Below are 12551 nucleotides of genomic sequence, written 5' to 3' on the forward strand. Positions count from 1 at the left end.
TTTAAAAGCCATATTTTTTCTTCTAAGAAGGTGTTGATGATCGTAGCTGTCTAAAACGAAATTGCTGGATAAAAAATGCAATGATAAACACCAATGTCAGCAATAAGACGATTGTTGGTGCCGGGGCGCTATCGATATAGAAGCTGAAATAAATCCCCAAAAAGCTAGAAATCGCAGTGACAATGGATGCAACAATGAGCATTTTTGAAAATGTGCGAGTTAATAAAAATGCGATTGCACCCGGTGTAACCAAAAGCGCAATGGAAAGTATAATGCCAATAGCATCAAGGCTTGCCACAATGATTGTTGAAAGCGCAATTAACAGCCCGTAATGCAGTATATGAACAGCTAAGCCAATTGCCTGCGCATGTTGGCTGTCAAATGAATGCAGTAACAGGTCTTTCCGCTTCGCTAGGACAAATCCTCCGCAAAGGAATGCTAAAAATGCAGAGATTGATATATCCTGCCAATTCACACCCAACATATTGCCAAACAGGATATGATCCAGATGCACATCTGTTTGAATATTGACGTATAACACAATGCCGAAACCAAACATGCCCGAGAACACAATACCAAGGACGGTATCTTCTTTGATACGGCTATTATCTTTAATGTAACCCGTTGCGATTGCGCAAAATAGACCTGCAACAAAAGCGCCAATGGCAAGCGGGATGGAAAAAATATAAGCTAACACAATACCGGGCAAAACAGCGTGCGATACAGCATCACCCATTAAAGACCAACCTTTAAGCACAACAAGACATGACATAAGGCTCATCGGCACTGAAATAATCAGCGTGATGATGAATGCTTTTTGCATAAACGAGAAGCCAAATGGCTCAGCCAATAGCGAAATTAACTCCATCATGCATCCACCACTTGTGTTTGCGAAATACTGTTTTGTTTCGCTTTTTTTCGCTGGCTCAAAATCCCGTGTTTGGGAGCAAATACAAGCGCAATGAGAAATAGTGCTGTTTGCAGAACCACGATGATCCCACCCGTTGCGCCATCGAGAAAATAACTCAAATAGGCGCCTGAAAAACATGTTAACGCACCAATGAGTGAGCTGATCAGCACCAGCTTTGGAAAACGGTCTGTCAGTAGATACGCGGTAGCGCCGGGCGTGATTACAAGTGCAATCACCAAAAACGCGCCCACTGTTTGAAGAGCTGCAACGGTCGAAGCGCTAAGCAGTGTAAAGAACAATACCTTGATCCAAAATGGATCAATCCCGATGGCTTTGGCTTGATGTTCATCAAAAAACACCAGCATGATGTCTTTCCATTTAAACATCAAAACAAGGAGTGTTATGCCACCAATAAGCGCCAGTTGAATGGTGTCGTATGAAGATATGGCGAGCACGTTTCCTAAAATGATTTTTTGCACATCAATAGATGCGGGAGAAATCGACACCATAAACAAACCAAGTGCAAAAAATGACGTAAAGATGATCCCGATGATCGCATCTTGTTTTAACGAGGTTTGCTGATTTAAAAACATAATGCCAGCCGCTGCCAAGCCGCCTGCAAGAAAGGCACCGGCAGCAAAGGGAAGACCAAGCATGTAGGCGCCAGCAACGCCCGGAACGATGGCGTGGGATAAAGCATCACCGATCAAAGACCAGCCTTTTAAGATCAAATAGGATGATAAAAATCCGCAAACCAATCCAACCAATGCACTAATCCAAATTGCATTGAGCATATATTGATAGGTGAATGGTTCTAATAGATATTCCATTATTCACCTTCAGCGCTTTCATTTGACTTTTTATTATGTTCAGAGGCTTCGCCGTAAATCACAAATGGTCGTTCGTCATCAGTTAGAACTGTGACCTGTCGACTATCATCGTCATCATGCAGATTTGCGCCGCCAAGTATAAAGTGCCGAAGTACACCACCAAATGCTTTTTCTAAGTTTTCATGGGTGAACACATCTTCCGTTGTGCCAGATGCAAGTATGGTCTTGTTGATCAACACAGCACGATCGCAAAATTCAGGCACACTACCCAAATTATGTGTTGATACCAGTAACACACGTCCTTCATCGCGCAGCGATTGCAACAGTGATATAATCTGTGCCTCGGTTTTAACATCCACGCCGGTAAAGGGTTCATCGAGAAGAATAATCTGACCTTCTTGCGCTAAGGCTCGGGCAAGGAACACACGCTTTTTCTGCCCACCAGATAATTCACCAATCTGTCGTTTGCGATATTCAAGCATACCAACACGGTCTAAAGCTTGGGATACCATTTCATGATCTTTTTGCTTAGGACTACGCAGCCAGTTCATGTGGCCATATCGCCCCATCATCACCACGTCTTCTACTAAAACAGGAAAGTTCCAATCCACGTCTTCGCTCTGGGGTACATAGGCAACTAGGTTTTGAGATAATGCCGATTTTGCCTTTTCACCGAGGATTTTAATGTGACCTGATGACAGGGCAACAAACCCCATGATGGATTTAAAAAGAGTGGACTTACCACTACCGTTAATTCCAACAAGCGCAGTGATGGAGCCTTTAGGAACTTCAAATGAAGCGTCCTTTAAAGCAGTGTTACCGTTACGATATGTAACGGTAACACCTTCCACTTTTAAGCCAGGTTGGTCTTTGAATTGGTTATTCATTACCTTTTGCTAAACCTTCTGCAATTGTATCAACTGTAACTTTTAAAAGGTCGATATATGTCGGCACCGGTCCGTCAGCTTCACTGAGCGAATCTACATATAAAACGCCACCGTAAATAGCATCCGTTTCGTTTGCGATTGTTTGTGCAGGGTTTGCAGAAACAGTGCTTTCTGAGAACACCGCGGGAATATTAAATTCTCGGACTGTATCGATCACTTTGCGAACCTGCTGGGGAGTGCCTTGCTGATCAGCATTAATTGGCCAGATAAATAGTTCTTTTAATCCAAAGTCGCGTGCAAGGTAACTAAACGCACCTTCACTGGTCACAAGCCATCGACTGTTTTCGTCAATTGCATCAATCGATGCTTTGATTGGAGCCGAAATTGCGCGTAGTTCTTTGATATATTCTTCAGCATTTGCATTGTAAAAATCAGCATTTTCAGGATCATATTTACCAAATGCTTTTGCCATGTTTTGTACATAAATCACGCCATTTTCAGGAGACATCCATGCATGCGGATTTGGCTTGCCATTATATGGGCCTTCGCCAATGCTCATCGGCTCAATACCTTCAGTCAGTAAAATGCCTGGAACATCGGACAAGTTTTCGAAAAACTTTTCAAACCATAATTCCAAGTTTAATCCGTTCCACAAAATAAGGTCAGCGCCTTGTGCGCGGCGAATGTCGCCTGGTGTTGGTTGATAATTATGGATCTCTGCGCCTGGTCGAGTGATTGAAACAACCTCGGCCCGGTCTTTCGTAACGTTCTTTGCCATATCAGCAAAAACCGTAAAGGTGGTGACCACTTTCAATGTGTCAGCTGATGCTGCACCGAATGTGGTTATGGTCATGAGTATTGCAATGATGATCGACTTCATGGTCGCATTATCTCCTAGTTGCGATTAATTCGCAACTAGGTATGAACTAATTTTTATCAAGCGTCAAGCTTGTTGCGAATAATTCGCAATAAGAAATAATTTCGGACAAACCGGAGATATGCTTGACGTGGCCCAAACAACAACGTAACCGCCCTTTAAAGATCGTTTCGTGGGAGAGACACTATGGGTTCTGATGTAATAATTGCGCCGTCTGTTCTTTCAGCAGATTTTTCAAAATTAGGTGACGAGATTGAAAGTGTTGTCAAAGCGGGAGCTGACTGGATTCACTTAGACGTCATGGACGGGCACTTCGTTCCCAATATTACTTTCGGCCCGCCAATCATCAAAGCCGTGCGCGATCGCACAGACAAGATCTTTGATTGTCACTTAATGATCGAACCTTGTGACCCATATCTGCAAGCCTTTGCGGATGCGGGATGCGATATCATTACGGTACATGCTGAAGCGACGAAACATTTAGACCGTTCCTTGCAGGCAATTCGCGCCATGGGTAAAAAAGCAGGCGTGTCCTTAAACCCATCCACACCTGAAAGTGTGATTGAATATGTCTTAGACCGGCTTGATTTGGTATTGATCATGACCGTGAACCCAGGTTTTGGCGGACAGGCATTTATTGATGCAATGGTCGAAAAGGTAGCTCGCGTAAAAGCCATGATCGGTGATCGACCCATTGATATTGAAATCGATGGTGGCGTGTCACCCAAAACAACCCCGAAATTGGTAAAGGCTGGGGCAAATGTTTTGGTTGCAGGATCCGCGGTTTTTAAAGGTGGTAGTGAAGGCCATTATCGCGAGAATATTTCGGCAATTCGAAACGCTGCGGTTTAAACGGGTATTTTAGAATGGAAGCGAAGACGTTTCTTTAATCGTCTCAAGTGAGATGAGCGCGCGGGCTGATTTAACACCGTCCTGCGCCTCTAAATGATCGCTAATGACCATCGACAATTCTTCAAGGCTCGATACAACAACCTTCGCCAAAAAATCCATGTCTTCTGTCATGGCGTGGGCTTCTAGTACATAAGGTGAGTTTTTTAAAAACTGACCAAATTTTTCAGCTGCTGAGCGTTCGTGGTCATTTAGGTTGATGTGAACAAATGCAAAGATATCAAACCCAGTTTTAGCCCGACTAACGAATGCGCTGTATCCTTCAATGATGCCATCATCCTCAAGCTTTTTGCGTCTCTTCGATAATTCCTCAGTTGATAATCCTGTAAGTTCCGCAAGCAAGGTTTCGCAATGAGCGCCATCTTGCTGTAATGCTGCCAGAATTTTTAGATCAATATTATCGAATTGCACAACGTACCCGCATACTTTGTTTGATGAAATTACAGGGTGCATTTCATCCCTGTGTAACGTTTCACGACTACTTATATTAATCAGTATAATATTGCAATAATCCTAAAATTTGTAACAAAGTAATTGGACCTTTAGGGCCATATTTGAATCACAATTGGGTCGAGGTGGAAAAAATTTTTTCAAATTTTGCAATAATAAAAACTTTAACTCTCAATGATGGCCATTAGCCTGCCATAAAACAGCTTTTCTTATGAAAGTTAACCCTTTGGCAAGAATCCCACTAGTCAAACGTCAAAATCTTGGCTAGCTTTCAATTCAGGAAGGTAGACATGGAAAATCCAGCTGCCTTAAAAGTTTTTCAAAGGGAGACATTTATGAAAAAACTACTACTTGCAACTGCTGCGTCTGTAGCTTTGTTAGCATCACCTGTTATTGGTGCAGGCCACGGCCCTGTAAAAATTGGCGTATTCCTAGGTTTCACTGGTCCGATTGAGAGCTTGGTTGCAAACATGGCACCAGGTGCTGAACTTGCGATCAAAGAAGTCAGCGATTCCGGTAAACTGCTTGGTGGTAAAGCTGTCGAAGCTGTGCGTGCAGATACAACTTGTGTGGATGCTGCTGCTGCAACAACTGCTATGGAAACTCTTGTAACATCTGAAGGTGTTGCTGGTGTTGTTGGCGGTGACTGTTCAGGTGTTACTGGTGCTGCATTGACAAATGTCGCTGTGCCAAACGGCATGGTCATGATTTCACCATCTGCGACTTCTCCAGGTCTTTCAACTGCTGAAGATAATGGCTTATTCTTCCGCACAGCTCCATCTGATGCACGTCAAGGCGTTGTTATGTCAGACATTATCATGGAGCGCGGTTTTAAATCTGTAGCTTTGACATATACAAACAACGACTATGGTAAAGGTTTGGCTGATGCCTTCGCTACTGCTTACACTGCAGCTGGTGGTACGGTGACAATCAACACAGCGCACGAAGATGGTAAAGCTGATTATGCCGCTGAAGTTGGCGCTCTAGCTGCTGCAGGTGGCGATGTTCTTGTTGTTGCAGGTTACCTTGACCAAGGTGGTAAAGGCATTATCCAAGGTTCATTGGATACAGGCGCATTTGATACATTCGTATTGCCGGACGGCATGGTTGGTGACGCCCTTCCAAAAGCGATAGGTTCAGACCTAAACGGTTCATTCGGTCAAGCACCAGGTACAGATAGCCCAGGCGCTGGCAAGCTTGTTGAAATGGCTGGTGACGCATTTGACGCTTCAAGCCCATTTGCTGCTGAATCATACGATGCTGCTGCATTGATCATGCTAGCGATGCAAGCTGCTGAATCAACAGACCCTGCCGCATATAAAGACAAAGTCTTCGACGTTGCCAATGCACCAGGCGAGAAAATTCTACCAGGTGAACTTGGTAAAGCGCTAGAGATTTTGGCAAATGGTGGTGAGATTGATTATGTTGGTGCTTCCAACGTTGAGTTAATCGGCCCAGGTGAATCTGCTGGTAACTACCGCGAGATCGAGATCAAAGACGAAGCTCTTTCAACTGTTGGCTACCGTTAAGCCATACGAGTTAAATTAGATGGAGCCCAGTTGGTAGCACTTTGTTTATCAGCTGGGCTTCATCACATTCTTGACAAGTGTTTATATGATTATTGTAGAAAATCTGTCGAAACAGTTCGGAGGTCTTCGCGCGGTTAATAACGCGTCGCTGAAGATCGAAACAGGTTCGATAACTGGTCTGATTGGCCCCAATGGTGCTGGCAAGACAACCTTATTTAATGTGATCGCCGGTGTACATAAGCCCACCGCTGGTCGGGTGCTATTGGATGGTGAGGACGTCACTGGATTAGCACCGCACGAATTGTTCCACCGTGGCATGCTGCGCACCTTCCAAATCGCCCATGAATTTTCAACTATGACAGTCCGCGAAAATTTGATGATGGTTCCACCAAATCAATCCGGCGAGAAAATCTGGGACGCATGGTTCTCGCCCAAAAAGGTGGCTGAGGAAGAAATAGCAGTTCGCAAAAAAGCCGACGAAGTGATCGAGTTCTTAGAAATCTCACACGTTGCTGACGAACTAGCGGGCAACCTATCAGGCGGGCAAAAGAAATTACTTGAACTTGGCCGCACAATGATGGTGGACGCAAAAATTGTGTTTCTTGATGAGGTGGGTGCGGGTGTAAACCGCACGCTTTTAAATACCATTGGCGACGCGATTTTGCGCCTCAATAAAGAGCGTGGTTATACCTTCTGCATGATTGAACACGATATGGATTTCATCACGCGTCTATGTAATCCGGTTATTTGTATGGCCGAAGGTGCTGTTCTTGCTGAAGGAACTGCCGAAGAGGTTAAATCCAATGAGCAAGTGATTGAAGCTTATCTGGGAACTGGTCTTAAAAACAAACCGAAAGCCCATGATAACCAATCAGATAGTGAGGCAGAAGAATGAGTTTTTTATCTGCTGAAAATATGACTGGTGGTTATGGTGGTGCAGACATTTTACATGACTGTGATATCAAAGCTGAAAAAGGCGAAATTACTGTAATTGTTGGCCCCAATGGTGCCGGCAAATCCACCGCAATGAAAGCCGTATTTGGTATGTTGCATTTGCGTTTGGGACGCGTCTTGTTAGATGGCGAAGACATCACAGGATTAACCCCGCAGGCACGCGTTGCACAAGGCATGGCATTTGTTCCTCAAACCAACAATGTGTTTCCATCTATGACTGTTGAGGAAAATCTTGAAATGGGAGCATTTTTACGCGACGACGATATCTTTGAAACCGTTGCACAGATCTACGATCTTTTCCCAATCTTGAAGGAAAAACGTTTGCAGCCAGCGGGTGAATTATCCGGTGGTCAGCGTCAACAAGTCGCCGTTGGCAGAGCGCTTATGACTCAACCAAAACTTTTGATGCTTGATGAACCTACCGCAGGTGTATCACCCATTGTCATGGATGAATTGTTTGATCGAATTATTGAAGTTGCAAAAACAGGTATTTCAATTCTGATGGTTGAACAAAATGCCCGCCAGGCGCTGAACATCGCTGATAAGGGCTATGTTTTAGTGCAAGGTGCAAACAGATTTACAGACACAGGTGAAGCATTGCTTGCTAATCCGGATGTTCGCAGAAGTTTCTTGGGGGGATAGGCTATGGATATTTTAAACGCACTTGTTCTCTTTAGTAATTTTGTCGTGGTACCAGCTCTTGCTTATGGCTCACAACTCGCGCTTGGTGCGCTGGGTGTGACACTCATTTACGGGATTTTGAGATTCTCAAATTTTGCACATGGCGCGACCATGGCATTTGGTACTATGTGCTGTGTGCTCATCACCTGGTGGTTCCAGTCTCTTGGGATTAGCTTTGGTCCCTTACCAACAGCCTTGTTGGCATTGCCATTTGCAATTGTGCTGTGTGTGATCTTTGCATTGGCGACAGATAAAGCGGTTTACAAATTTTATCGGAACGCCAAGTCATCACCCGTTATATTGGTCATTGCATCAGTTGGTATGATGTTTGTAACGGGCGGTCTTGTTCGTTTCATCATTGGTCCAGATGATCAACAGTTTAGTGATGGTGAACGTTTCATCATCAGAGCACGCGAATTTAAGGAACTTACAGGCTTAAATGAAGGCCTTGCAATTAAAACAAGCCAGGGGATCGCTTTTTTCGCGGCCGTTATTGTTGTAGTCGCATTGTTCTGGTTCTTAAATAAAACGCGCACGGGCAAATCGATGCGCGCTTATTCGGATAATGAGGATCTGGCATTGCTTTCTGGCATTAATCCAGAGCGCGTTGTTCGTGTGACCTGGATTTTAGCTGCTGCATTGGCGACCCTTGCGGGTGTGCTCTATGGATTGGATAAAAGCTTTAGACCGTTTACCTATGATCAGCTTTTATTGCCGTTCTTTGCGGCTGCGATTTTAGGTGGTTTAGGTAATCCTTTTGGTGCCATCGGTGGCGGGTTCATTGTGGCTTTCTCCGAGATTATGATGACTTACGCTTATAAGAAGTTCTTTGCTTATTTGCTTCCCGAAGGCATGGCGCCTACGGATTTGCTGCAACTCTTTGCGACCAACTACAAATTCGCTGTGAGTTTCTTGATCTTGGTAATCGTGCTCATCTTCATGCCAACAGGCTTATTTAAGGGGAAATCAGTATGACGATAGATGCTCGTGCCCTCATTTATTTTGCCATTATGGCAGGAATGTTACTCGTGGTTGGCTTCTTCCAAAGTTGGAACGTGTCACTTTCCATTTTAAACCTTTGCCTAATCTCTGCGATTATGGCGCTCGGTGTTAACATCCAATGGGGTTATGCTGGTCTCTTTAATGCGGGGATTATGGGCTTTGCGGCCTTAGGTGGATTGGCGGCGGTTGTGGTTTCTATGCCGGCAGTGCCCGAAGCTATATCAGCCGGTGGTGGTTTAATTGCTTTGTCTTTTGGCATTGCTGCTTTAACCATTGCATTGGCTGTGGTTGCGTTTAAAAAATTGCCCAACTCCAAGATGCGATCTATTTTGATCGTTGCCATTATTGTTGTGGGTTATTTTACTACGCGATTTTTCTTTGTGCCAGGAACCGCAGCAGTTGAGGCTGTCGAACCGGCAAGAACAGGTTATCTCGGCGGTTTTGGATTGCCGGTTGTCTTCTCATGGATCGTCGGTGGCGCCTTTGCCGGGATCGCCGCTTGGTTGATCGGAAAGATCACACTCGGTCTCAGATCTGACTATTTGGCGATTGCAACACTTGGTATTTCTGAGATTATTGTGGCCATCATCAAAAACGAAGACTGGATGTCTCGTGGCGTTAAAAACGTCATTGGTATCCCACGTCCTGTGCCGTATGAGATTGATCTTCAGCAGTCTGAATGGTTCCAAAACTTGGCAACAAATCTCGGTGCGGATATCGTTACATTTTCATCCGTCTTTGTGAAATTATGCTATGCTGGGCTATTCTCAATTGTCTTGTTGATTTGTGTTTGGTTAGCGCAACGCGCGTTGAATTCGCCATGGGGCCGCATGATGCGGGCTATCCGTGATAACGAAGTTTCAGCCAATGCCATGGGTAAAGATGTGACGGGTCGTCACCTGCAGGTCTTTGTTCTCGGTACTATTATCATTGGTATTGCAGGTGCAATGCTCACCACACTGGATGGACAATTGACCCCATCAAGTTATCAGCCACTTCGCTTCACATTCCTGGTCTGGGTGATGGTGATCGTGGGTGGTTCTGGCAATAACTGGGGTGCCGTATTAGGTGGCTTCTTAGTGTGGTTCTTCTGGACAGAAGCGCCGATTGTTGGATTATGGGCGCTTGAGGTTATCACTTCTCCACTTGCTGAAGACAATCCTTTACGACTTCACCTACTCGATAGTGCGGCCTTCATGCGTCTTATTACCATGGGTGTGTTGCTACTGGTCGTACTAAGGTTCAGTCCAAGAGGTTTGTTGCCTGAAAAATCTGCACGCAAGTAATGTAATTTGACGATATAAAATCAAATGGCTCTGCATCGGCAGGGCCATTTTTTTGTCTCAATTGCAAGGTCAAACCTATACCTGAATGTTGATGGTCACTGCAATCTTAAGCACGGGTTTTGAATTCTCGGCCTTTATCGGTTGATTTGCGCACAAGAGATCAATAATTGTGAGTTTAAGAAAATATCTATTCAGGTGAGAATATGTCAAAACCAATGGTAATTATCGGTGCGGGCCAATGTGGCTTAAAGGCGGTGGAAACACTTCGCCAAACTGGATATGAAAATGACATTGTACTCATTGGTGACGAAACACAGCCCCCTTATCAAAGACCGCCATTGTCAAAAGCCTTTTTAAAAGGAGAGCTTGAGGAAGACCGGTTGTATTTAAAGGCTGATAATTTTTATGCTGATCATAATGTGACAACAAAATTTGGCGTTTCAGCAACCTCTATTAACCGCAAGGAAAAGTGTGTTCACCTCTCGGATGGCGAGGCCGTTGAATATGATAAATTATTGATATCCACCGGAACCGTTGCACGGCAAATCCCACTGGAAGGCTCGGATTTAAAAGGTGTATTCACCTTGCGTAACATTGATGATGTTAAGCGATTATCGGCTGCAATTACTCCAGATATGAAGGTCGGTATCATTGGTGCAGGTTATATTGGATTAGAGGTTGCAGCTTCTTTGCGTGGACGCGGTAATGAGGTGACCGTTATCGAAGCTGCACCGCGGGTTTTAGCGCGTGTCATGCCTGAGGAAATGTCTGCATATTTCCAAACATTGCATGAAGGTCATGGTGTTAAGTTCCACATTGCCTCAGGCACAAAAGCCATAGAAGGTACAGATAAAGTTGAAAAAATCCTCTTAGAAGATGGATCAGAAGTTCCCTGTGATATCGTTTTGTTATCTGTAGGTGCAATGCCAGTCACCGGTTTGGCACAGGATGCAGGTCTGACAATTGACAATGGTATTTTCGTAAATGCGCAGGCGCAAACATCAGATCCTGATATTTATGCTGCGGGTGATTGCGCTTCGTTTTTCTCTGATCGGTATGATCGCAATATCAGATTAGAGAGCGTCCAAAACGCGATTGATCAAGGCAAAGTCGCAGCACAAGCAATGTTGGGGCAGGAGATACATTACAATCCGCTGCCATGGTTTTGGTCAGATCAATATGATGTCAAACTTCAAATTGCTGGTTTGTCGCAAGGCTTCGATCGCTTGGAAATCGAAGGCGATATGTCGCAAAATAGTTTTACCGTCACCTATTACAAAGATGAAAATCCCATTTGCGTAGATGCGGTAAATCAAGCCCGCGCGCATATGATGGCCCGCCGTTCACTCAATACCTAACCAGTATAGGAATGCTCAGACCATGCGTGCTAATTTCCGCCTTCAGCGACTTTTTATCGAGCAACCTTTAAAAGAAGGGGTTGAGATACATCTGGAGCGTGAACAGGCCAACTATCTGCTAAATGTGTTGCGCTTAAAGGATGATAGCCAGCTGTTGGTGTTTAATGGTCAAGATGGTGAATGGCTGACAAATTTGAAACAAGAAGGACGTAAAAAAGCTGTCCTAATTTTAAAAGAGCAAACGCGGCCCCAACCAGAACAATCAGACCTGGTTGTTTTATTTGCACCCATAAAAGTTGGCCGCCTCGAATATATGGTGCAGAAAATGGTTGAGATGGGGGCAGGGACCATCCAGCCGGTTTTTACCGATCACACACAGCTTCATAAAATCAACGAAAAACGTTTGGCTGCAAATATTTTAGAAGCAGCGGAGCAATGTGGTGTCTTATCCATTCCAGAATTCAAGCCAGCAAAGAAGTTGTCTGAAATTCTGTCGGATTGGGATGCATCCCGGCAGATAATATTTTGCGACGAGGGGACTCAAACAAATAACCCACTTAATCAATTAAAAGCCCAAACTAATGATAAATATGCGGTTCTCATTGGCCCTGAAGGTGGTTTTTCAGCTCAAGAGCGCAAGACGTTGCAATCCCTAAACTATGTAACGCCAATTCCGCTAGGGCCCCGCATACTCCGTGCTGATACAGCGCTAGTTGCAGCCATGGCAGTTTTGCAGGCGACGATTGGTGATTGGGAATAGATCACTATTTTATGAGCGGTCTTTAAAAAAAATTACTTGCACCATATTGCGTAAAGGTTCAATCAATGAACCTGATAGTTTTTGTGAATGTTCATTGATTTGAATGAGCATATGTGTA

General features: G+C 44.4%; 13 protein-coding genes. 8 read left to right on the forward strand and 5 right to left on the reverse strand.

All coding sequences use genetic code 11. The features are described 5' to 3' along the window. Positions 1 to 22 precede the first annotated feature (22 nt). The 4 genes from ACZ1GZ_RS05580 to ACZ1GZ_RS05595 are packed head-to-tail and all read right to left on the reverse strand — an operon-like array spanning position 23 to position 3507. Positions 23 to 868 carry a metal ABC transporter permease gene (locus ACZ1GZ_RS05580; protein ID WP_472668240.1) on the reverse strand — a complete coding sequence of 282 codons (846 nt, stop codon included), beginning with the start codon at positions 866 to 868 and terminating at the stop codon, positions 23 to 25. Then, positions 868 to 1743 (reverse strand): metal ABC transporter permease, encoded by an 876-nt coding sequence (locus ACZ1GZ_RS05585; RefSeq protein WP_472668241.1) that lies wholly within the window; start codon positions 1741 to 1743, stop codon positions 868 to 870. The genes ACZ1GZ_RS05580 and ACZ1GZ_RS05585 overlap by 1 nt, the downstream gene beginning before the upstream one ends. Beyond that, positions 1740 to 2627: a manganese/iron ABC transporter ATP-binding protein gene (locus ACZ1GZ_RS05590; RefSeq protein WP_472667486.1), complete on the reverse strand. Its 888-nt coding sequence runs from the start codon at positions 2625 to 2627 to the stop codon at positions 1740 to 1742. Before ACZ1GZ_RS05590 ends, ACZ1GZ_RS05585 begins: the two co-directional genes overlap by 4 nt. Beyond that, the gene (locus ACZ1GZ_RS05595; RefSeq protein WP_472667487.1) at positions 2620 to 3507 is read right to left on the reverse strand and encodes a metal ABC transporter substrate-binding protein; all 888 of its coding nucleotides are present in this window, start codon (positions 3505 to 3507) and stop codon (positions 2620 to 2622) included. The genes ACZ1GZ_RS05590 and ACZ1GZ_RS05595 overlap by 8 nt, the downstream gene beginning before the upstream one ends. A gap of 183 nt (positions 3508 to 3690) precedes the next feature. Between ACZ1GZ_RS05595 and rpe the strand changes: the two genes are divergently transcribed. After that, entirely contained in the window at positions 3691 to 4356 is a 666-nt protein-coding gene (rpe, locus tag ACZ1GZ_RS05600; RefSeq protein WP_472667488.1) for a ribulose-phosphate 3-epimerase, read from the forward strand. Between the two features lie 9 nt (positions 4357 to 4365). Here rpe and ACZ1GZ_RS05605 read toward each other — a convergent pair whose 3' ends face one another. Further along, positions 4366 to 4824: an Lrp/AsnC family transcriptional regulator gene (locus ACZ1GZ_RS05605; protein WP_472667489.1), complete on the reverse strand. Its 459-nt coding sequence runs from the start codon at positions 4822 to 4824 to the stop codon at positions 4366 to 4368. Between the two features lie 374 nt (positions 4825 to 5198). Here ACZ1GZ_RS05605 and ACZ1GZ_RS05610 point away from each other — a divergent pair, with 374 nt between their 5' ends. From ACZ1GZ_RS05610 to ACZ1GZ_RS05640, 7 genes are all read left to right on the forward strand, one after another. Further along, on the forward strand, positions 5199 to 6392 hold the full coding sequence (locus ACZ1GZ_RS05610) for an ABC transporter substrate-binding protein (protein WP_472667490.1): 1194 nt from the start codon (positions 5199 to 5201) through the stop codon (positions 6390 to 6392). 85 nt (positions 6393 to 6477) lie between these two features. After that, positions 6478 to 7287 carry an ABC transporter ATP-binding protein gene (locus tag ACZ1GZ_RS05615; protein WP_472667491.1) on the forward strand — a complete coding sequence of 270 codons (810 nt, stop codon included), beginning with the start codon at positions 6478 to 6480 and terminating at the stop codon, positions 7285 to 7287. After that, on the forward strand, positions 7284 to 7988 hold the full coding sequence (locus tag ACZ1GZ_RS05620) for an ABC transporter ATP-binding protein (protein WP_472667492.1): 705 nt from the start codon (positions 7284 to 7286) through the stop codon (positions 7986 to 7988). The genes ACZ1GZ_RS05615 and ACZ1GZ_RS05620 overlap by 4 nt, the downstream gene beginning before the upstream one ends. A 3-nt stretch (positions 7989 to 7991) precedes the next feature. Next, entirely contained in the window at positions 7992 to 9002 is a 1011-nt protein-coding gene (locus tag ACZ1GZ_RS05625; protein WP_472667493.1) for a branched-chain amino acid ABC transporter permease, read from the forward strand. After that, a complete protein-coding gene (locus tag ACZ1GZ_RS05630) occupies positions 8999 to 10315 on the forward strand; it encodes a branched-chain amino acid ABC transporter permease (RefSeq protein ID WP_472667494.1) in 1317 nt (438 codons plus the stop codon). The genes ACZ1GZ_RS05625 and ACZ1GZ_RS05630 overlap by 4 nt, the downstream gene beginning before the upstream one ends. A 203-nt stretch (positions 10316 to 10518) precedes the next feature. Beyond that, positions 10519 to 11673 carry an NAD(P)/FAD-dependent oxidoreductase gene (locus ACZ1GZ_RS05635; RefSeq protein WP_472667495.1) on the forward strand — a complete coding sequence of 385 codons (1155 nt, stop codon included), beginning with the start codon at positions 10519 to 10521 and terminating at the stop codon, positions 11671 to 11673. 22 nt (positions 11674 to 11695) lie between these two features. Continuing rightward, positions 11696 to 12433 (forward strand): 16S rRNA (uracil(1498)-N(3))-methyltransferase, encoded by a 738-nt coding sequence (locus tag ACZ1GZ_RS05640; RefSeq protein ID WP_472667496.1) that lies wholly within the window; start codon positions 11696 to 11698, stop codon positions 12431 to 12433. Positions 12434 to 12551 lie beyond the last annotated feature (118 nt).

It is taken from the genome of Lentilitoribacter sp. JB5-8, assembly GCF_055693385.1.